The organism is Paenibacillus sp. EKM301P (assembly GCF_011800295.1).
GTDB lineage: Bacteria > Bacillota > Bacilli > Paenibacillales > Paenibacillaceae > Paenibacillus > Paenibacillus polymyxa.
In genome coordinates, this window is sequence record NZ_JAALFM010000007.1 from 88,354 (window position 1) to 110,781 (window position 22,428).

A 22,428-nucleotide genomic window follows, 5' to 3' on the forward strand; every position below is an offset into this window, starting at 1 on the left:
ACTAAATTGATAACTCCCTCCCCTATGTACACGTATGAACATAAGGGCGGTAAATTTCGTTAGAAGTTATTGAACAGTATAGACGCTAACTTTATAGAATTGCTTAGCGAATACGGTATTGGGAAAGACGTGATCACAAACGTGAAATTTCTATGGAATGCAGTCCTAACCTCTTCCAGCCCTCTTTTGCGGAAGAATCTGATAACAAAGTGATGTTACAATCTTATATTAATAAATTAGAGTGTGAAGCAAGATTTCCGGAACTGCACTGGTTTAAGGGAAAATCAGGAATAAAGTAAGCCTGTCAGATACTAAAACAAGGATCTACAACAGTAAGAAGAGTCACGGAATTTGATTCATATAATCCATTTTATGTTATAATAATTAAACGGAGGCAACATTTATCTTTTTTATCCATCCATAACAACAAATACATTTTTGGAGGTAAAAAGAATGAATTTCATCTCAAAAATTGCATGTATTTCTGGTTTTGAGTCTTACTTTAAGTGCGGGAGCAGTATGGGCTTCTTCGGTACATATTATCGTAAATAATTTGAATATCCCCTCTGATGATGTTTATCAATCTCACGGCACTACGATGGTCCCGTTAAATGCTGTTCAAAGTTTACCCGAGGTATCCATTACATGGAATAATACTACTAAAACAGTGATAATAGATCGTAGTGGTAAAAAAACAATTTTGAAAGTTGGACAAAAAAATATAACCATTGGTTCAAAAAAAATTACATTGCCTGTTGATCCAACTTTGAGAAACGGACGAGTTATGGTGCCTCTGCGATTTATAGCCGATTCATCCGGTGCGTATGTCTCCTGGAATCAAAAATCTCAAACGGCATATGTAGCAAAGGCAAGCAATGAAATAAAAAAGAAATATACATCTGATAAGCTTAATGTATCCAGAGGAGCAGTAATCAAACTCCCTAAAATTAGCAATTTAAAAGATTTACCCCCAAAGGGTACGAAAATCTAAACACAGACTATTATTTTCCTGAAGGTAAATCAGATTCGTTTTTCATTCAGGAAATGGATGTAATCTCTTTCTATAAAGCTAGCAACGATCATGTTGAATTAATATAGACGGCACGCTTAGACTCAACAAAAAAAGAAAGCAATGGTCTATCTTTTTTGCCATATAAGTTATTAGAACAAGATGGTCTGAGACCTACGATTCAAAATCGAGTAGCCCATTTTAACTTTATGTCCGCCATTGGAGAAATCAGTTACAGTGTCATTGACAATAATGGGAAGGAAATAACCCAGGGACAAAAACTAGTTGATCCAACAAATTTCTTCATTGATATCCCAGGCGAACAAAAAATAAACCAAAAAAGGCTATGTCTTTCTAAATTATTGCGCATAGACATTATGAATAACGTAGTGCTTCAATCCACACACCTTCTAAATCGGGGTCTTCTGTCCGCAGATAGGTAAGCGCGAGAGTGCCTAAACCGGTGCACCTAATCGGCCTAGACACTCTCACATCAACCTAATTATATCGCCTATTTTCCCCAGTAAATGTTTCGGAATTTGGTAAAAAAATTTTAAACATACTGGCTTAGCCTATAGCAAAATATTTATACAATTACTAGTTCCTCATATAGCAAATATGAGATCATGCGCTTCCTGCATAGTCAGTTTATTCGTCTTTACGCCCTCTCTTATCTCTTAGGTGGTATAATAGCCAGTTAGAAGAATCCTACCTACTACGTTTAAATAAACTACATTAGTCACGAACGAGTTTTTTGCTCCATATTTCACAGGGGTTTTGAATTCCCGAACACTTCACCATTATATAAAATAGATTTTTTTGTTTTGATGTAAATTTCGCATATATTTAGGTGAAATCCCCTTATATATATTTATTCATAATAAAAAAACGAAATAAAGTATTATCCAGAAAGATTATGTCTTATAGTAACATTTATACCGCAACCTTCCACATCTGTTGCTTTTGCAGAACGAGCTCTACAAAGTCAACTTTTAATCTGTGCAGCAGGCACAATGCGGTACAATCCTGCAGTATCGCCAGTTGCGGGCCGTACCTCCTGAATGACCCAACCTAACGACAGCACCTGCTCCAGCCGATCATATTCGGCCTGCGTCAGTTCGGATGTGATAGCTTCGCTTCCTTCCTCCAGAGACAGCTCTGGCTCACCTCCAAGCGCCACGGCAATCCACGTACGAATGCCACGGATCGTATTATATTTGATCTGATACCCGTCTGTTACCGCGCTGACAAACACCTCCGGTTCATTGGCCGCCAGCCCGGTGGCAAGCTCCGCATAATCGAATTGTCCGTCCGTTGGCAGCTCATTTTGCTGCACCCGACGGATGAGTTCCTCAGGGGACCAGCCTAATGAACGTAAAGATTCCAGCATGAGCGCGTCCCACTGGGAAATACGTACTCTTTTCGTTGATTCAGTCATCGTTTTTTACCTCCTATGGGTTATGTACACGTACAACCAATCTTAACCTAACGGCTAACCGGGTACGCCACATAATGTCCGGGACTAATTTCTTTTAGCTCGCCAGCATCGTTGCTATCCTTGTCCCATACCCATGAACCGTCGGGTTGAGCCAAGCTATTCTGCCGCTCGCCGACCGCTCTCGGATCAGGCACAGGGATGGAAGAGAGCAGCGCCTGTGTGTAGGGGTGAGCAGGCTGCTCATACAGTTCATCTGCATCAGCTACCTCCACCAACCGTCCATGATACATCACGCCAATACGATCCGAAATATGCCGCACCATCGACAAGTCATGAGCGATGAACAGATACGTCAGCCCGAACTCCTGCTGGAGATCCTCCAGCGTGTTAATGACCTGCGCCTGGATGGACACATCCAGGGCCGAAATCGGTTCATCACAGACGATGAACTCGGGATTCACGGATAAGGCACGAGCGATGGAAATCCGCTGGCGTTGACCGCCGCTAAACTCGTGCGAATAGCGGTACAGGTGCTCCCGCTTCAACCCTACCTTCTCCAGTAAAGTCACTACGGCATCCTTACGCTCACTGCCCTGATGCAATCTGTGAATATCCATCGGCTCACCAATCAGGTCAAGCACGTTCATACCCGGATTAAGCGAGGAATATGGGTCCTGAAAAATGCTCTGAATACGCCGACGCAGCGGCTTGAGCTGCTTGTCATTCAGCTTGGAAATATCCTGACCGTCAAAGCGTACCGTACCTTCCGTATAATCGTATAACCGTGTCAGGCAGCGTCCAACTGTCGATTTGCCACTACCGGACTCACCGACCAGTCCGAACGTCTCGCCACGCTTGATGTGGAAGCTTACGCCGTCAACCGCCTTGAGCACCTCGGAGCTGCGCCCTAACAAATCCTTTGCGGTCACAAAATGCTTCTTAAGCTGGTGTACCTCCACCAAGGGCTGATCCTCACCCGCCACATGGTTGGCCTCTCTCAACGCTTCATTCACCGTCATTCCCCTCCTCTGCACGACCCGCTTCGGACGTCTCGTAGACTCCGGCAGGCACGGCGTCCGGCTCGTTCAACCAGCAGGCTGCTCGCTGGTCTGGGCGCAGCTCCACCATCGGCGGCCGCTCCGCACAGCGGGCAAACGCGTGCGGGCACCGTTCCATGAACGGACAGCCTGATGGCGGGTTCACCAGATCCGGGGGCGTGCCCTCAATCGGCACCAGCCGCTCACGGAAGCCGTTCGTACGCTGGGGTACAGAGCGCAGCAGACCCTGCGTATATGGATGCCCAGGACGATAGAAGATATCGTCCACACGCCCCTCCTCCATCACCATGCCGCCATACATTACGATGACACGGCTGCACACCTGAGCGACGACGCCCAGATCGTGGGTGATCAGGGCAATCGCCATATCAGATTGCTGCTTGAGCGTCTTGAGCAGCTCCAAAATTTGCGCCTGAATCGTCACATCCAGCGCTGTAGTTGGCTCATCAGCAATCAGTAGCTCCGGGCTGCACGAGAGCGCCATTGCGATCATCACCCGCTGGCGCATCCCTCCGCTGAATTGATGCGGGTATTGATTCATTCGACGCTCCGGTTCAGTAATACCTACCTGTCGCAGTAGCTCCACAGCTGCCTGCGTAGCTGCTTCCTTGCTCAGTCCTCGATGCCTACGAATCACCTCGACCAGGTGATAGCCTACTTTTTTGACTGGATTCAGCGAAGTCATCGGGTCCTGAAACACCATTGCGATTTGGTTACCGCGTATTTTACGCCATTGTTTTTCTGTCAGCGCGGTCAAACTTTCTCCACGGTAACGGATATCGCCGTTCAGCCGCTTGCCGGGCGGGGCAATCATCGACATGATCGCTTTCGCCGTAACGCTTTTGCCGCTACCGGATTCTCCTACAATTCCTACCGTTTCTCCAGCATCAATATGAAAGCTAACCCCTCGAACGGCCTGATTCTCCCCCTCACGAGTGAAAAACGAGACCTCCAGCTGTTCGACAGACAGCAGATGTTCTGTCATTGTGTTTTCGCCCCTTCCTGTCGCTCCTGGAGCCATTGTTAATGGATCTATGCTGTGAATCACCGTTTTACTAATTTGGGCTCAAAGCCTACACGCAGTACATCTCCCAGTACATTAAAGCTCAACACGGTCAGTAAAATAAGCAGTCCCGGAAACAATGCCATATATGGTGCCTGTGCAATATAACCTTGGGCATTATTCAGCATACTGCCCCACGTAGCGTTCGGCAGTTGAACACCAAAGCCGAGAAAGCTCAGTGATGATTCCATCATAATGGCTGAAGCGATATTGTTCGTCGCTCCTACGATAATGACTGGAATCAGATTGGGAACGATGTGCTTCAGGATAATGCCAAATGTACTTTGTCCGGAAGCTTTGGCATAAAGCACATACTCCCGTTCGCGCAGCGTCATCGTCTCTGCCCGCACCACCCGGGCAATATTCATCCACATGAGCAGGGCGATAATGACAATGATATTGCCAACGCCTGGCTTCAAAAACACACTAAGCAGCAATATAACTAGAAAAGACGGAATCGACATGATTAGCTCCAAAATCCGCATAAGCAGGTTGTCAATCCACCCGCCAAAATAGCCGCTCACAATGCCTACCACTGCACCAATACTGGTCGCAATAATCATAGAGGCAAAGCCCACCAGCAAGGATACACGACCGCCATACAGCGCTCTTGTAAAATAGTCCCGACCGTAATCGTCCGTTCCAAACCAGTGTGCGCCTCCCGGTGGTTGGAGGCGCTCCAGTACGTTCAGCTTATTCGGGTCCTGCGGTGATAAAAATGCGAAAATCGCTCCCAGCGAGAATACGATCAATAGTATGAGGGCGACGGCGCCCATTTTGCTCGTCATCAGCTCGATCCCGATGTTGCGCCATTTGCTCCGATTCATGTTTTCACCTCGTTGATTTAATTCTCGGGTCCGCCATGCTGTACAAGATATCTGCCAGCAGATTGCCCAGGATCAGCAGCAAAGCGGAAAATAAAGTAATCCCCATAATGACGGGATAATCCATTCCTTTTACAGCCGTCATGCCCAGCGAGCCAATACCCGGCCAGGAAAATACCGTCTCCGTCACAATGGCTCCCGCTACCAGATCCGCAACCGACATACCAAGCAGCGTAATGATGGGCAGCAGCACATGCTTGAGCACGTGTCGGAACAAAACCAGTCGCTGTCCAGATCCGAACGCGTACTGTATCTGCACGTACTCTTCCTTAAGCTGCGTAATCGTGCTGGAACGGATGTACCTCACATAGACAGATAGAAAGCCAAAGGCCAGTACAAAACATGGCAAAATTCCATGCTTGATTACATCCAGCACCGAGTCCGTTCCGATCGTACGCATCCCTGTACTTGGAAGCCAATGCAAATAAATTGCAAATAGATAAATAAGCAAAATGCCAAGCCAAAACAATGGGACAGAAATACCGATGTACGACATTAGATTAATGAGCTTGTCGATCCAGCGATTCCGATTGGCCGCAGCAATCAAACCAAGTGGAATTGCAATCAACACAGCGAGTATGATGGAGGCGCCCATTAACCCCGCTGTCGCCGGGAGACGGTCGAGAATCTGATCCAGTACAGGCTGATGATTAATTAGCGAATAACCTAGATCTCCTGTCAGGCTTTTTTTAAGCCATAATATGTACTGTACATAAGCGGGCTGGTCCAGCCCCAAGCTATGCCTCATTCTTTCAATATCTTCCAGATGCATATTCGGTGTAACAAAAGAGAGAACCGGATCACCTGGAGCCAGCTTGATCAAGCCGAAGCAGACGACGGACACAAAAAATAGCATCGGTATAACTTGCAGCAACCTTCTGGCGATGAGTTGTCTCATACGTTTTCCTTCCCCTTGCTGTTTTCGAAAAAAATAAGCTGGTTACCCCAGCTTATTTTTTGAAAACCCTGTCTTATTTGTGATAAATTTTGGACAAATCCTCGAAAATCACGACCGGCTTCAACACAGCCTGATCAATACCGCCATACTGCTTGTCGAAGGCCACAATCGTTTTGGTGTATGCAATCGGGTAGATAACCGCATCATCAGCCAAAATTTCTTGTACCTTTTTATAAATTTCTCCACGTTTAGTCGTATCCGACTCACCCGCGCCCTCTTCCAACAACTTATCTACTTCTTTATTAGAATAATGCGAATAGTTGGAGGACGATCCCGTGCTATACAAAATACGATACGCATCAGGGTCATACCCCATGATATAGCCGCTGATCGCCAGATCGAAATCCTTGGCATTCGTATCAACGAATTTTTGCGACCACGCTGAGGAATCCATACTGTTCACATCCAGCTGAACGCCAATATCCTTGAACTTCTGCTGGATATACAGCGCCTGTGCTTCCTGTACCTTGTTGCCGCCCGGAATGATAATGCGCAGCTTCAGCCCTTCAGCGCCGGCCGATTTCAGCAGCTCCTTCGCCTTGTTCACATCATTATTGAAAAATGCAACATCATTCGTGTGATACAGTACATCCTGTGTCAAAGCGGACTTTGCAGTATCTGCATAATCTTTGGAGCCATACGATACCTGGATCAATTCATCCTGATTCAGTGCATAAGAAAGTGCCTGACGTACTTCTTTTTTGTTCAACTGCTTCGTATCACTGTTTTCATTAAACATCAGGTATGCCAAGCGTCCTTCGCTGTAAGGGAAAATGTCAAACTTATCTGTCGCTTTAATGGTGTCTACGTTTTGTGGGTCGAGATAGTTTACATTGATTTCACCATTTTGCAGGGCCAAATTGGCAGCATTCGAATCTTTAACAATTCGATATGTCACAGAATCCAGATGCGGCTTGCCGCCAAAATAGTTATCGAACCGTTCAAGTGTAACGTACTCGCCAGTTTTGTACTCTTTAAATTTGAAAGGACCTGATCCAACCGGAGTGTTGTTTTTCGTGCTTTTCTCAATATCCGCTTCATTCTCAAAAATGTGCTTCGGAATCGGGGATACCTGTACCAGGGCCGCCTCAAAAGCTGGGGCTGGCTGAGGAAGCTTGAAGTCCACCGTCGTATCATCAACCTTGCTCGCCTGTACCGACTTGCCGTTGACCATAAAATTACTTCTCAAGAAGCTGTGCTGCTTCTCATCTAAAATTTTGTTAATCGTGAAAACGACATCGTCAGCTGTCAGCTTCTCGCCATCATGCCAAGTCAGATCCTTTTTCAGTTTTAGTGTATAGGTCAACTTGTCTGCCGAAGGAGTCAGGCTATCTGCCAAATAAAACGTCTTCTTGCCATTGTTCACTTGGAACAAAGGTGCAAATATCGCTTGATCTATCGTCAGACTTACCCGGTCACCCGCATAGTTCGGATTCAGCACCACCGGATCGGCTTGCACGCCGATAATCAGGCTGCCACCATCTTTGGGCTGTCCGTTATCCGCTGTAGTTGCATCTGTGCCAGACGCACTACCATTCGTCGCAGACGAAGATCCCGAATTTCCGCCGGAGCATGCACTTACTACCAACATTAATACGATGAATACGAATATACCTGTCAAATTACGACGCATCGCTCTAGCCTCCAAATTCTTTAAGTATGTATTGAAAAATATTATAAATCGGAATAGTCGGATTTACAATCGTTCAAAAACTGTTTATTCCCCTTGTCATTAGCATTGCAGACATTATGTGATCGAATTAGCAAAAAAGACACCCGTTAAGGGCGTCTTTTAGAAGACCAGCAAACTGATTAATGCCAAGATGGCAGGCAGACCTTGCTTTAATAAAATAGACTTATTAGCCGTTAATGCACCATACACTGCAGCCACTACTACGCAAATGACAAAAAATAATTCGATTTGCCGCCCGATCACAGGATTGGGATAGAACAAGCCCCACACCAATCCAGCAGCCAGAAATCCGTTATACAGCCCCTGATTGGCTGCCAAGGGTTTGGTCACTCCTGCCAGTTCCTTCGAGGTACCGAACGTACGCATCGCGCGTGGAGTCGTCCACAAAAACATTTCCAATACTAAAATGTACACGTGCTCCAGCGCTACAATTCCAACCAATATTGAACTAAGTAGGCTCAAATCGCTTCCTCTTTTCCACATGAAATTACTCTGAGGTCATCTTAGATTGATCCTCAAAAGTATAGTTCATCTACCAAAAGCAGTAAAGAGACCGAGCCTATGGCCCGGTCTACTATTTACATGAAGTCTAAAGCCTTACATCGTTCTCGCAAAATCCAACAAAGCTTTGGACATACTGTTGATCTCGTCCGTAGATGCATTGACTTGCTGTGTTAGCGCGGCTTGTGTTTGTGTCAGCGTAGACATATTCCCGATGTTGTGCAGAATTCGCTCGATGAGTGTTTTCATTTCGTCCAGACTGGTCTCGATATTCCCGGTCGCATCCGCACTATGGATGGCAAGTTTTCTGACTTCATCTGCAACTACTGCAAAACCCCGTCCCTGCTCGCCTGCACGCGATGCCTCGATTGCAGCATTCAGACCCAATAGATTCGTTTGATTCGCAATCTCTTTAATGAAGTTCGAAATGTTTTGCGTCTCTTCTGCACTGACTTTGGCCTGATTCGCTGCCTCTGTCGATTGCTCTTGAGCCGTAGCCAATTCCTGTGCCTGGTTACTAACCGAGTTAACACCGTTCACCATTTCTGTAATGGAATCGGATAGATGCTGAATTTTGAGCGTAAGCTCGTCTGCAACAGCCTGCTTTTCCTTTTCCACTGTGATATCACGGATGGTTCCGGCAATGCGAATAGGCACTCCTTTGCTATCGCGTATGCTTCTTCCACTGTTTTGATACCAGCGATATTCTCCATTTTTACTTTGTAAGCGACATACCATATCATATGGCGTACGATCTGAATAGTCATTTAAATGATCAACTACAGCCTTAAACGCATGCTCGGCATCGTCAGGATGTATGCGTGAACTCCAACTGCTTAGTACACTCGGGAAGTCCTGCTCATCCCTAAAGCCCAAGGTATGGCGAAATTGCTGGGACCACCAAAATATATTATCCGGGTTCTCAATGTCTCCATCAGCCAGAATGACGTCATATGGCGCCTCCACCAAAACACGGTTGATGAGATCATATCTTGTAACTAGCGCCTGAAGCTCCTCTGACTTAATCTTCTGATCGTGCACATCCAACAGAGCGCCCGCAATACGAAGTGGCACTCCCTGCTGGTCACGGATCGTCGTTCCGGTAGCCCGGAACCAGCGATATTCTCCATGCTTCAGCCTCAAACGATACTGTACGTCATAAGGGGTTTTTCCCGTAGTATCCAGTAAATGATCAGACAATTCTGCCAAAGATCTGTCATAGTCTTCGGGGTGTAGTCGAGATGACCAGCTGTCCAATACATTGGGGAATTCCTTTTCGCTCTGATATCCCAGCATAGAACGGAATTCTTCTGACCATGTGAACGTATTACTTGGATTGACGGGATCACCCGCAATGACCTCCATGTCCCATAAGCCAATCTCTATCGCCTTAGTAACAAGCTTCAAACGGATATCAACATGTTGAGCATCATTTTTCATGGACTCTATCGCTTGGTTGACATTGTTTGCGATTTCTTGAATTTCAGGAGATGCTGAGGAAACCTGTATTGCAGCAGAATAATCCTTTTGCTGTATTCTTTGTGAGAGTTTGCGGCTTTCTTCTACTAAAGGAGCAAGTGATTGAGACTCATTTTTCTTGAGAAACATATATGATCTTCCCTTCTAAGCCAGTTATATAAAACGGTATAATTTAATATCGGAATTTTATTAAGAATCATTATAAATAAATCTATAATCACATAGGTATTAAGACTTATTTTTCGTGTCCATATACCTATATATCCATACAAAAAACATCGAAAAATGTCGAAAAAGGAAGTGTGTTAACAAGTTTGGAAACAAAAAGAACACCTCTGCATTACTTCGCAAAGGTGCTCTTGGTATCCACTATTCGGTTCAATGTATCTTATTTAATTGAAGCAACGTATTCCTCGCCTTTTTCTTTATCATATTGTCCTTCCCATTTGGACATGACTACAGCCGCAAGCGAGTTCCCTAAAACATTGACTACCGTACGCGCCATATCCAGAATACGATCAATACCAGCGATAAAGGCCAGACCTTCCAGCGGGAGATTCACTGCTCCCAGCGTAGCGAGCAACACGACAAAGGAAGCGCCCGGCACGCCTGCAATACCTTTGGAGGAAATAATCAGCACGAGTACCAGCGTGATTTGGGTCGTGATCGGCAAATCAATGCCATACATTTGGGCAATGAAAATTGCAGCCAGTGCTTGATACAGAGTGGAGCCGTCCAGATTAAAAGAATATCCGATCGGAATGACAAAGGATGTGATTCCCTTCGGACACCCGAATTTCTCCATCTTCTCCATGATCTTAGGCAGGACACTTTCCGAGCTGGCCGTCGAATATGCAAGCAACAGCTCACTTTTCAAAATTTTAACCATAGTCCAGAGACGGGTACCGCAAAGCTTGGCGATAATTCCAAAGACAATCACAATAAACAGTAACATGGAGCCATACACTGACAGTACAAGCTTCAATAACGGCCATAACGAGGCTAATCCAAACTTGGCCACTGTCGTGCCAATCAGTGCAAATACACCGAACGGAGCGAGGCGCATGACCTGATTGGTTACCCAGAACATGGCGTCGGCTACACCTTCAAAGAAATTCAGCACAGGCTTGCCCTTGTTACCAATCGCTGCTACTCCTAATCCGAACAATACAGAGAAGAATATAATAGCCAGCATATCTCCTTCGCCCAGGGCTTGAATAACATTGGTAGGTACAATGTGCACAATCGTATCTATAAAGTTATGGCCTGACTTTTCCGCAGTCTCCACATAGGAATGGATATCGCTCTTGGCCAGGTGGGACATGTCCACGCCCTCACCGGGGCGAACCAGATTGGCAACAAGCAGACCAAACAGGATCGCAATGGTCGTTACAATTTCGAAGTACAGAATCGACTTCCCGCCGAGTTTCCCCAGTTTCTTCATATCTCCGACGCCGGCTACACCAATAATGAGCGTTGAGATTACAATAGGTACGACAATCATCTTGATTAAGCGGATGAAAATATCACCGATCGGCTTTAAGTAGACTTCCACCCCTGAATTGCCGTAAAATAAGGCACCAACAATAATACCTAAAGCCAGACCGATAAAGATTTGCATTGTTAAATTAATCTTTTTCACTTCATGTCCCCCCTGGCTGGTTTGTATATTTTTGCAGTATGCAGCTCTTAATATTCAAATGATGTTATTTATACTACAATCCGAACTATAAAAACCGACAGTTATCTACACATGTATTTGTTTTTTTCTATAAATTCACAAGTATTAATGCTAAGCCTGTGAATTTATCTTACATTGACTTTCTGAAACAAATACCCGGAGGTGAATATGGATGAAGCTAAATACCCTTCTTTTCCTGCTGATGCTTATCTTTGTACCCCTAGCAGGTGAGTTGAATATTCACCCGTTCGATAATACATTTCGTCTCAGCTTTGGTACGCCCGTATTTTTTTTCTTTCTGTTATCTATACGTCATATTCCACCTGCATTATCGGGAGTGTTTGCAGGGATAGCAGTAGTTGCATTTCGTATTTCACTCAATCATTACCTTCATCCCGGCTCTTCCTTTGAAGAATTAATGACCTTGCATGGACCTACCTTTTTTTATTATATGGTTTATGGCCTGCTCTTTCAGGTTCTTAACATTAATGCTGAGCCTTACCGCGCACTGCGTGTGGGCATCCTCTCTGTGGGAATTGAGGTTGCCGCAAGTGTGGCGGAGCTTAGTGTACGGCGAAGCATTGATGGTGATTTCTGGGACATCGTTAAGATCAGCAAAGTGGCTTTTATGGCCATGATCCGCAGCTTCTTTGTGCTTGGGTTCTATAATATGATTCGATTAAATCAATCTGTTCAGCATGAAGAGGCACAAAGACAGCAAACGGAGCGAATTTTACTCCTGGTATCGGACTTGTATGAGGAGTCAGTCCAGTTAGGCAAAACTTTGTCACATGCAGAGCAAATCACCCGTGAAAGCTATGAGCTATACCGCGAGCTGCAGCAGGATGAATCTCTGAAAGATAGAGAACATTACGCCAGACAGGCACTTCGTATTTCCGGACAAGTCCATGAGATTAAAAAAGACAGCCAGCGGATTTTTGCCGGTTTGTCCAAGCTCATTGATTCGGAAAGCGACGTGCATTATATGACCTCACAGGAACTCGGCGAGCTGATCGTCCGAACGAACAGCAAATACGCCCAATCGCTAGGCAAGTCTATCCGTTTCACGCTGAATTTCGATCCTTTGTTGCCCAAACTGCATGTTTATACAGTTCTCACTCTAATTAACAACCTGACCTCCAATTCAGTAGAAGCGATGAAAGACAGTGGAAGGATTGACGTCTCGATTCATTTTCTACCAGGACAAGAGGATATAATATCCTTTAGTGTCACCGATAACGGTCCAGGTATTCCTCAGCGCAAACGGGAAATGATCTTCACACCGGGATACACGACCAAGTATGATGAGGGAGGACAGCCTTCGACCGGCATGGGTTTATTTTATGTGCGTGAAGTCGCGGAGAGTCTTGATGGAACGCTTGAACTACTACAGAATGAAGATGAGCATACAGATAGATTACAGACCACTTTTAGAATCATATTACCTTTACGGAAACTGACGGAGAAAGGAAGATAGCCCGGATGCGTTTTTATATTGTAGATGACGATCAGGGGATTCGTTCTATGCTGGCAGACATTATTGAAGACGAGGGTTTAGGAGAGGTTGTTGGGGAAGCGGAGGATGGTTCCTACGTGAATAGCGGCCTGCTGGAGCTGAACCGAATTGATGTATTGCTGATTGACCTGCTGATGCCGCTTCGTGACGGCATTCAGACCGTGCGTGCACTCGGTGATCAATTTAGCGGAAAAATCATTATGATTTCTCGGATTGAATCCAAAAACATGATCGGTGAGGCGTACTCACTCGGTATTGAATATTATATTGCCAAGCCTTTAAACCGACTGGAAATTATTGCAGTTATCCAAAAAGTAACCGAACGCCTGCGTATGCAGCAATCGATTACAGATATCCAGCGCACACTGCAAGGACTGTCGATGTTCACATCGAATGGCCCATCAGCGACACTGGAACCGACCCGAAACATTGTGAGTTCGGGACAGTTTCTGCTCTCCGAAATGGGAATGATCGGCGAAGCCGGAAGTGTGGATTTACTGGATATGTTGGAATACTTGGACCAATATGAGGAGGAAACAGGCAATCTATCCCCCTATCTGTTTCCCTCGCTAAAGGATATATTTGCCAATATAGCGTTGAAACGATTAGGAGACTCAGCTTCAGCAATAGAGCTAAGCAAGGAAATCAAGGCATCGGAGCAGCGTGTCCGCCGCGCTATTTTCCAGACATTAAGCCATATTGTATCGCTCGGGCTGACCGACTATACCCATCCTAAGTTTGAAAATTATGCATCCAAGTTTTTTGATTTTACAGAAATCCGCAAAAAAATGTTGGAACTGCAAAACAATGTGGAGCCTTCACTATCTCAAGCCCGCATTAATACGAAAAAGTTCGTGCAGGTGCTCTATATGGAAGCAAAACGGCTATTGCATTAAAAGAAAAGCACCCGCATCTCTCCATGTAGCTATCACATGAAGAATAAACAGGTGCACATTGTCGATGATTTAAATGTCCTTTGGAATTGAGACTCATCTTCTGCTACTCCATAGCTTCCAAGAAACCTACACCATCGGACAGCAGACGCTTCAAGACATTTAGTTCTTCCGAGCTGTAACGATCTAAAAATTCAAATAACTGATGCTGTGCCTTAGCATGCAGCCGCTCATGTACAAGAAAGAGCTTTTTCCCCAACGGGGTTAGCCGAAAATAAATCTCTTTTTTGTTGTCGTTCAGCTGGGTTCTGCGAATCCAGCCTTCCTTGAGCAGCTTGGTGCTAACTTTCGAAACGGTCCCCTTGCTCAGCTCCATTCGTTCCGCTAAGGTTGTAACATTGATCGGCTCATGCCTCCCAATACAATCCATAACGTGCACATCCGTCATATTGAGCGAAGTCATTCCGTCAAAGTGCTCGCGGATTTCCTCGAGAAAGATCATGCCCTCTCTCTGCTGATGCTGCTCCAGTTGGTGATTCATCTTAATAAGCAAATCATAGACATGCTGAACCGATGTCGCCTTCTCCATACGAACAAGTAGTCACTCCTTTGGCATACTCCTCCTTTCATTATAGCCCACATTTGTTTCGCAGGAAACAATATGGTCATGATCATACCTTTTTCCTTTATATTAACGTGATAATGCATCCTTAATAACACTCAATATATCCGTTTGTTTCACAGAAACAGCCCAAGCGATATACCCATCCGGACGGATGAGAACCGTATGCACATCTCTCCATCCAACGGGCAATTCTTCAGCTATGGCCTCCACATATGAAATATGTGAAAGTGAGATATGGCGAAACTCATTCGATACCTTAGTATCCTGTGCAAGATGGAGAAGTACAAATCGGCCTTCATGAAGAAGATCGTAAGCATACGATGTCACTCCGTTAGGCAACCGCAATTCAAAATCAGCAAACCGTTTCCCGTTCAGCGGATGCTGCGGTATATTGCCAGCCCCTGGATAACATACATCCAGTGCACTAATCTGCTCTGCCATAGACCGATTAATTTCCGGATGGCGGAACCATTCCTCATGTAATTGGCGGTGCGCCAAGACAGCAGGCGTAAAATCCATTAAGCGGGTCTGAACCTCGGTATTCCGTAAAAACTGCGTATTAACCGGATAGCGTTCGTCATGATAGCTATTCAGCAGCGTGTCTGGAGCCCAGCCACGAATCACTCCTGCTAGCTTCCATCCCAGATTCGCAGCCTCTTGCAAGCCAACATTCATTCCCTGTCCGCCTGCCGGGAAGTGGATATGCGCAGCATCACCTGCTAGCAGGATTCTCCCTTTACGATAGGTCTGCGCCTGCCGCGTTGCATTCCCAAATCGAGATAACCAGCGAGGATTGGATACGCCAAGATCTGTACCAAGCAGATCGTACAGCTCTGTGCGCACTTCTTCCAGCGTTACAGGTGCGTCTTTCGGGACATCCATCAATCGAAGTGTAGTCAAAATAACCCGATAAATACCTGAAGACACGGGGGCAATCATCACCCCGCCTCGTTTACTATATTCGGAATGTACGCCATTTTCAGGCGGATTGGCTAACTCTACATCCGCTAATACAGCAGTCAGAGTAGTATCCGTGCCCGGAAAAGCAATCCCCGCTTGTTTCCGCACGATGCTACCGGCCCCATCCGCTCCTACGACATAGGCAGCAGTCATCACCGATACATTGGCTTGTGGTCCAGACGCGCGTACACTCACCACTTCTACGCCCTGCTCCTGCTCCCGTACAGATACCACTTCCATGCCACGATGGACGATAACTCCCAGCTTGAGCGCATGCTCCTCAATCAACTGCTCTGTAATCACCTGTGGGATAAACAATGTATAATTGGAGGAACTATCAAGCGCAGAAAAATCCAAGCGGGTATCCAGCATTGCAAAGTGACCTGTACGTATAGGTCTGCCGTGCTTCATAAACCGCTCCTTCAATCCACGCATATCAAACATCTCAAGTGTCCGTGGATGTAGCGTAAGCGCACGCGACTGGCGAATAGGCTCCTCCAAACGTTCAATTACACATACGCTTACCCTCGCCAATGCCAACTCAGCAGCCAACCACATCCCAACGGGTCCGCCGCCTACAACAATCACTTCGTAATCCATGTTCACACCCCTATCTAAAAACTTTATTCCCACCACCTATTGTTTCAACAGAAACAATATATATATACAGAAAGCTCCCCTTAACGTTTCCGTATATACTAAACAACACATATAAATGTCGTTTATTGTTTCTCTTGAAACAATATTATTGTAATTTAATTGAGAACAATTATCAACTACTTTATTAAAATGATTTCTGCCCTTTACTTTAAACCACGTATTCATTTACATTTTGGAAAATATAATTGTATAATCGTAAAATAAGACTAAGCTAGAAACAAGCTCTCATAGAAGGGATGATCCTACATGTCGGATGCCAACCAATTATTCGGTCAAGCGCTGGTTAAATCACTGGTCGGGGAACGTGGACATATTCGCGTGGCTCGGGCTTTGCCAGATATTAACGTCGAGCTAGCAGGGAAGAAAAACGCAGAAATGCCCTACAGCATTTATCAACTACTGAAACATATGATTTACTGGCAGCAATTTATGTTGGAGCATTTGGAAGGACGGAAGCCCCAGCTTCCGGGCAATGTCATGGAAAGCTGGCCCGAAGAAACTGGACCGCAAAGCGAAGAGGCATGGCAGGCTGTCATTAATGAATTTTTACAAGGCGTAGATCGGGCTGTGCAAATTGCCGAAACCGCGCAACTGGATGAATCACTGGCTCATTTCCCAGGTGAAACAAAAGCGGGATTGCTGCGAAATATCGCTTCCCACAATTCCTATCATTTGGGTGAAATTGTACTGCTGCGCCGTATTTATGGAGCTTGGCCACCACCAGGAGGCGGCTTCCCTGCTTAAAGGCACACCTACCCTTGCCATACGTGTCACACCTCCAAAATGGCATTGGGATTTAGGCACAGCGTAGAGTACGCCTGCGTATCCTATGAAGGAACCCGCTAGCGAATGGAAGCCGTTCATGCATAATCAGGAGTCATCGGAAAAACGGTTCCCATAATGCAAGCTCAAAGAGAGGCTCCGAGGATATGGTAAAACACTTATATTTAAATCGTAATATTGCCTGTATGATCGTGATCAGCCTTATTGCTAACATGAGTGGAAGCATGATCCTTCCACTCTTTGCTATTTATGTAGAGCAATTCGGGATATCTACACTTGGCATGAGCATTTTATTTTCTTTGTTTTATGTGGGAAGATTTCTTGGTGGAGGCATGGCAGGACAAATATATGAAAAGATCGGTGCAAAACGCTTGGGGTTGAGCTTACTCATCGCCGAAATTGTTTGTATGCTTCTGTTCCCGGTTGCAGGAAGCTTCATTGTTTTATCTATACTTAGACTTCTTCAAGGCTTGGTGGCTATAGGGCTAACCGTCTTCGTCAGAGTCACGATCAACCATATGAGCACCGCAGAGAATCGAGGCACGCTCAATGGATATATCAGCAGCAGTGAAGGTGCTGGTATGATTTTAGGCCCTCTTATAAGTGGAGTTATCGTTTCTTATTTTTCTTTATCCTTTCCATTCTATTTCGTTGCTTTTTTTGCCTGTATATCCTTCGTTGCCGTTTCAAGAATGACTTTCGCTAATTCTCTCTTAAAGCCACAGCCACAGCATCCCCCCTTTCAAAAATCGCAGAGAAGAATCAAATTAACGAAACAGTTGTTGCTTTATTCCACCGTTCATTTTCTTGAAATGAGTGCATTTGCTATATTTTTAACATACTTCTCAGTATATGCGACCTACAAGCTCCATTGGAGTCCAGCAGAAATCAGCGTAGCCTTTACAATCATCGGCATATCAACCTTTGTATCAGCACCCTTTATTGGCAAAATATCTGATATACTCAAGGATCGCTTGCTGCTATGTATCATCGGTCTATTGTTGATCATGATGGAAATCATCCTATTTCTGTGGTTCACAGAACCGTGGATCGTATACTTAGGGATGTTCATCGGAGGTATAGGAGGAGCCAGCTATCTGGATTCCTTTTACTCGCAGCTAGGAGATGTTATTCCTGAAGACAATAGAAGCTCATTTATCGGCAACGTCGTATCTTTGTCCGAAGTGGGGGCCATTGTGTCTCCAATCATTGCAGGCGCGCTCATGGACCGTTTTAGCCTCAATACCCCCTTTTATTACAATATGATATTAGTATTGATTGCGATTGTTATTCAATATGTTATTCGATTAAAATCAAAATCCATAAGAAAAAGGCCACTTGCATAAGCAAATGGCCTCCTTTGTGTTCATCACAGTTCCAACTCGACTGCAACGCCGAAATGATCGGATACAACGGGTCCTGTTTTCCCGTTCAGTACGACCGTTGAGGATTGAACCTGTACTGTCTTATTGGAAAAGATATAGTCAATACGGAGCGGCTCCGCATTACTTTCCCAGCCAGCAATAGCCTTGATGACCGTGTGTCCTGCATCATGTACTACTGCATTCGGATAGGTGTCTGACCAACCGGATTGCAATACATAGTCATATCCTTCTCCGCGCACTTCGGCCGCGTTGTTGAAATCCCCCATCACAAACATAGGAGCCGGAGCTAAAGGAGCGAGAACTTCGATTGTACGATCCCATAGTCCGCGGAAGGATTCCTCATCATTCCACCAGTTATAATGCCCACTGACAAACCAGGCCTGCACTCCGTCCACCACCGTTTGAATGCCCACAATTTTACGCGAGCGGTAGTTGTCATAGTCCTGTACCGAGGAAACATATTCGTTCACCGTAGCTGTAATCGGTGCTTTGGACAGAATCGCCAAACCCTCGTCATATTTGGCAAAACCCACATGCGCAGGAGCCCACGTCCAGTGATAGGCATCGGACAATAGCCCATTCAGTACATAAGCATAGTTATCACGTTTAATGACAACTTCAGGATCTGCACTATAGTACGCGCCCAAATCGTCCGCTGACAAAGGAGTCTCTTCCATGGACTGATTCACTTCCTGCAAAGCAATGATATCAAACTGCTGTTCATCAATAAAAGCAGCCAATTGCTTTAGCTTATCGTGCTGGTTTTCTTCCATCCAAGCATGTGCATTTAAGGTTAACAATTTCAAGCTAATCACCTATTGAGTATGTCTTGTATATCTGATTTAAGCACATCGGCCTTTGGTCCGTAAACCGCTTGTACCCCATTATCTACTTTAATTAAGCCCAAGGCGCCTAGCGCTTTCCACGTCTTTTCATCCCCGACAGCTTCTGTATCCTTCACCGTCACACGCAGACGGGTCATGCAAGCATCCACCTCGACAATGTTCTGCTCACCCCCAAGTGTCTTGATGATATCCGCAGCCAATTGATTTTGAGTTGAAACCGCTGCCACACCATCCGTTAATGTACTCTCTGCCTCGGAAGTCGCTTGGGGCTCCTCATCCGTATAGTTCCCCAGTCTTCCTGGCGTAGCCATTTTGAATTTACCGATCATAAAATACGCGATAAAGTAGGTTGCTACCGCAAACACAACACAAGTCAGCACGAAGTTGATTATATCCTGTACCAACCCCGCATTTATAGACAATGGCAATCGAGTCAGCAGTTCAATCATACCAAATGAATGTAAACGCAGATGTATGATATCAGCCATTCCGAACGCGATTCCGGTAAGAATAGCATAAACTACATACAACACGGGCGCTACGAACATAAACATGAACTCCAGCGGCTCCGTCACCCCTGTTAAAAAGACGGCTGCTGCTGCAGAGAAAATCATTGACTTGTACTTGCTGCGTTTATCTTTATCTACGCGGCGATACATAGCCACGGCCAGCCCCATAAGGATACCCGCTCCGCCGATCATCTGTCCTACCTTGAAGCGGGCAGGCGTTACGTCTCCCAGCAAGCTGTTGTAGGCTGCCGGATCCGTACCACGAAGCGCACTGAGATCACTAGCCCAAGCCAGCCACAGCGGGTCTTGCCCAGCAACAACGCTTCCTGCTCCAGAACCCGTGAGCACCGTGTAAACGCCACCAAGTTGAGTATAGTTAATAGGAACGGTCAACATATGATGAAGACCAAAAGGAATCAGCAGTCTTTCTAGTGTACCATAGACAAACGGCGCTACAAAAGGAGCCGACTCTCCCGAAGTCGCCAACCAGACGCCAAATTGGTTAATCCCTCCTTGGACAAATGGCCAGACAGCAGACATGATCAAACTAACGATTACAGACCATAAAATCACGACAAAAGGGACAAAGCGCTTACCGTTAAAAAAAGCTAGAGCATCGGGGAGCTTGCGATAATTATAGTATTTATTAAACACCACGGCCCCGACAAAGCCGGAGATAATACCGACAAACACACCCATATTGAGTGCAGGAGCCCCCAAAATAGAGGTGAAATAACCACTAACCGGAATCGTTGCACCGAAGAGGGTATGAGTGGTTGCTCCTTCCTGGGTTAGCATCTTCGAGGATACGCCCAAAATCGTTCCTGTTGAAATATTGATGAGAACAAAGGCAATTAGAGCCGCAAAAGCCCCGCCCGCTCGTTCCTTAGCCCAGGAACCACCAATCGCCACGGCAAACAGGATGTGTAAGTTGTTGATAATGCCCCAGCCCAGATTCTCCATGACCCCGCCGACAGTCACCCAGAAATGAATATCGCCAGCCAACATCGCCACTACTTTACCAAGTGAAATCATAATCCCGGCTGCTGGCATGACAGCAACAACCACAAGAAGTGCCTTCCCAAGCTTTTGCCAAAAATCAAATGATAGAAGTTTTTTCATGCTCGTTCAGTCTCCATCCCTTATAGTATGTATAGCATGGGTAGTGCTCAATAAAAAATATTATGCAATCGGTTGCACGATTATTATAATGATATCGCTTTCTATTGGCAATACCCTAGTTATAAATATCTTGGTTAATGATGATAGAAATACTCGAAAAAGCCGCTAATTTGTTGAAATTGGAGCAATATCGTATGATAGAACATAATATTTTCTGCTTGAGATAGCAAAAGGAGACGAAGACGATGGCAGTAACCATCAAAGATGTCGCAAAACGTGCTAAAGTTGCTACTTCCACCGTATCCCGTGTCATTCAAGACAGCCCCAAAATCAGCGAAGCCACCAAGGCACGCGTTCGCAAAGAAATGAAGGCGCTTGGCTATGAACCCAACTATTCCGCTCAAAGCCTGGCTAACCGTGTCACACAGTCGATAGGCATTATTATGCCTGAATCGGACGTGGCGATCTTTCAGAATCCTTTCTTTCCGGAAAGCCTACGCGGGATCAGCGAATGGGTAAACGAGCACAACTATACACTGTCGATTGTCACAGGCAAGACGAGTGATGAATTGCTATCCCGCGTAAAGTTGATGACCCGGACCGGACGCGTTGACGGCTACATTGTCCTGTACTCCAAGCAAAAGGACAGCATCGTGGAGTATCTTCATAAAGAGAAAATCCCCTATACCGTCATCGGCAAGCCTCAGCAGTTTGTCAGTGAAACTACCCATGTAGACAACGATAACTACCAGGCTGCCAAAGATGTGGTCACTTATTTGACGGGGCTGAAGCATGAGCGCATTGCTTATGTTGGCGGTGATCAGGAACACATCGTAAATCTTGAAAGACTCCGAGGCTACCAAGATGCGCTACGAGAGGCTGGCTTGCCTCTACCAAAAGAATACGTGGTTAGGGAGCCCTTTAATCTGGAGGACATGCGCACGTTATTACAGGCTTCCCCGCCACCTACAGCGATGATCGTTAGCGATGACCTTGTAGCCATGGCCGTACAGAAAATGCTTGCTCAGTTAGGCGTATCCATGCCAGAGCAGCTTTCCATGGTGAGCTTTAATAACTTGATGCTGGCTGAGCTGATGAATCCCCCTCTTACTTCCGTGGATATTGATATCTTCAGCCTTGGTTATCAGGCTGCCAAAAGTCTGATCGAAAAAATTAAAGACCCGAAAGAATTGACCAAGCACATCATTGTTCCCCACCGAATTGTAGAGCGCAAATCAAGCCAGACACTATGAATCTCTAAGAAATGAACAAGAACTGATTTTGTGGATATTCATAAAATCAGTTTTTTTGCGTTGACAGGGCAAACGGTTGCACTATATACTGAACTCGCTCATATATTGGTTCC

19 protein-coding genes are annotated in these 22,428 nt (G+C 45.5%); 6 read left to right on the forward strand and 13 right to left on the reverse strand.

The features are described 5' to 3' along the window. Positions 1-490: 490 nt before the first annotated feature. Complete coding sequence (locus HFD99_RS25765; RefSeq protein WP_225164830.1) at positions 491-991, forward strand: copper amine oxidase N-terminal domain-containing protein; 501 nt, start codon at positions 491-493, stop codon at positions 989-991. A gap of 1,003 nt (positions 992-1,994) precedes the next feature. Here HFD99_RS25765 and HFD99_RS17630 read toward each other — a convergent pair. From HFD99_RS17630 to HFD99_RS17670, 9 genes are all read right to left on the reverse strand, one after another. Beyond that, positions 1,995-2,447 (reverse strand): hypothetical protein, encoded by a 453-nt coding sequence (locus tag HFD99_RS17630; RefSeq protein ID WP_039276613.1) that lies wholly within the window; start codon positions 2,445-2,447, stop codon positions 1,995-1,997. 47 nt (positions 2,448-2,494) lie between these two features. Beyond that, positions 2,495-3,466, reverse strand: a complete 972-nt coding sequence (locus HFD99_RS17635) for an ABC transporter ATP-binding protein (protein WP_185093996.1) — start codon at positions 3,464-3,466, stop codon at positions 2,495-2,497. Further along, a complete protein-coding gene (locus tag HFD99_RS17640) occupies positions 3,453-4,490 on the reverse strand; it encodes an ABC transporter ATP-binding protein (RefSeq protein WP_025363751.1) in 1,038 nt (345 codons plus the stop codon). Before HFD99_RS17640 ends, HFD99_RS17635 begins: the two co-directional genes overlap by 14 nt. A gap of 59 nt (positions 4,491-4,549) precedes the next feature. Beyond that, positions 4,550-5,395: an ABC transporter permease gene (locus HFD99_RS17645; RefSeq protein WP_016820191.1), complete on the reverse strand. Its 846-nt coding sequence runs from the start codon at positions 5,393-5,395 to the stop codon at positions 4,550-4,552. Between the two features lie 4 nt (positions 5,396-5,399). Next, positions 5,400-6,350 carry an ABC transporter permease gene (locus HFD99_RS17650; protein ID WP_025363750.1) on the reverse strand — a complete coding sequence of 317 codons (951 nt, stop codon included), beginning with the start codon at positions 6,348-6,350 and terminating at the stop codon, positions 5,400-5,402. 73 nt (positions 6,351-6,423) lie between these two features. Further along, positions 6,424-8,043 (reverse strand): ABC transporter substrate-binding protein, encoded by a 1,620-nt coding sequence (locus HFD99_RS17655; protein WP_025363749.1) that lies wholly within the window; start codon positions 8,041-8,043, stop codon positions 6,424-6,426. Positions 8,044-8,202: 159 nt separating this feature from the next. Further along, on the reverse strand, positions 8,203-8,565 hold the full coding sequence (locus tag HFD99_RS17660) for a DUF1304 domain-containing protein (protein ID WP_016820188.1): 363 nt from the start codon (positions 8,563-8,565) through the stop codon (positions 8,203-8,205). 135 nt (positions 8,566-8,700) lie between these two features. Next, positions 8,701-10,212, reverse strand: a complete 1,512-nt coding sequence (locus HFD99_RS25970) for a methyl-accepting chemotaxis protein (protein ID WP_025363748.1) — start codon at positions 10,210-10,212, stop codon at positions 8,701-8,703. A 259-nt stretch (positions 10,213-10,471) separates the two neighbouring features. Continuing rightward, positions 10,472-11,725 (reverse strand): cation:dicarboxylate symporter family transporter, encoded by a 1,254-nt coding sequence (locus HFD99_RS17670; protein ID WP_016820186.1) that lies wholly within the window; start codon positions 11,723-11,725, stop codon positions 10,472-10,474. 211 nt (positions 11,726-11,936) lie between these two features. On the opposite strand from HFD99_RS17670, the gene HFD99_RS17675 reads away from it, so the two are divergent. Together HFD99_RS17675 and HFD99_RS17680 are read left to right on the forward strand one after the other, a co-directional pair. After that, complete coding sequence (locus tag HFD99_RS17675) at positions 11,937-13,241, forward strand: sensor histidine kinase (RefSeq protein WP_016820185.1); 1,305 nt, start codon at positions 11,937-11,939, stop codon at positions 13,239-13,241. A 5-nt stretch (positions 13,242-13,246) separates the two neighbouring features. Continuing rightward, the gene (locus HFD99_RS17680) at positions 13,247-14,176 is read left to right on the forward strand and encodes a response regulator (RefSeq protein WP_016820184.1); all 930 of its coding nucleotides are present in this window, start codon (positions 13,247-13,249) and stop codon (positions 14,174-14,176) included. A 103-nt stretch (positions 14,177-14,279) separates the two neighbouring features. Here the strand turns inward: HFD99_RS17680 and HFD99_RS17685 are convergent, their stop codons facing one another. Together HFD99_RS17685 and HFD99_RS17690 are read right to left on the reverse strand one after the other, a co-directional pair. Next, on the reverse strand, positions 14,280-14,762 hold the full coding sequence (locus tag HFD99_RS17685; protein WP_025363747.1) for a MarR family transcriptional regulator: 483 nt from the start codon (positions 14,760-14,762) through the stop codon (positions 14,280-14,282). A 102-nt stretch (positions 14,763-14,864) separates the two neighbouring features. Continuing rightward, the gene (locus HFD99_RS17690) at positions 14,865-16,358 is read right to left on the reverse strand and encodes a monooxygenase (protein WP_025363746.1); all 1,494 of its coding nucleotides are present in this window, start codon (positions 16,356-16,358) and stop codon (positions 14,865-14,867) included. A 306-nt stretch (positions 16,359-16,664) separates the two neighbouring features. Here HFD99_RS17690 and HFD99_RS17695 point away from each other — a divergent pair, with 306 nt between their 5' ends. Both HFD99_RS17695 and HFD99_RS17700 read left to right on the forward strand, forming a co-directional pair. Beyond that, the gene (locus HFD99_RS17695) at positions 16,665-17,162 is read left to right on the forward strand and encodes a DinB family protein (protein WP_016820181.1); all 498 of its coding nucleotides are present in this window, start codon (positions 16,665-16,667) and stop codon (positions 17,160-17,162) included. A 125-nt stretch (positions 17,163-17,287) separates the two neighbouring features. Next, positions 17,288-18,547, forward strand: a complete 1,260-nt coding sequence (locus HFD99_RS17700; protein WP_342030473.1) for an MFS transporter — start codon at positions 17,288-17,290, stop codon at positions 18,545-18,547. Between the two features lie 23 nt (positions 18,548-18,570). On the opposite strand, the gene HFD99_RS17705 is transcribed toward HFD99_RS17700, so the two are convergent. Together HFD99_RS17705 and HFD99_RS17710 are read right to left on the reverse strand one after the other, a co-directional pair. Further along, entirely contained in the window at positions 18,571-19,392 is an 822-nt protein-coding gene (locus tag HFD99_RS17705; RefSeq protein ID WP_025363744.1) for an endonuclease/exonuclease/phosphatase family protein, read from the reverse strand. A 5-nt stretch (positions 19,393-19,397) separates the two neighbouring features. Further along, positions 19,398-21,062: a PTS transporter subunit IIBC gene (locus HFD99_RS17710; protein ID WP_016820178.1), complete on the reverse strand. Its 1,665-nt coding sequence runs from the start codon at positions 21,060-21,062 to the stop codon at positions 19,398-19,400. Positions 21,063-21,307: 245 nt separating this feature from the next. Here HFD99_RS17710 and HFD99_RS17715 point away from each other — a divergent pair, with 245 nt between their 5' ends. Continuing rightward, a complete protein-coding gene (locus tag HFD99_RS17715; RefSeq protein ID WP_017425636.1) occupies positions 21,308-22,315 on the forward strand; it encodes a LacI family DNA-binding transcriptional regulator in 1,008 nt (335 codons plus the stop codon). The last annotated feature ends 113 nt before the right edge of the window (positions 22,316-22,428 follow it).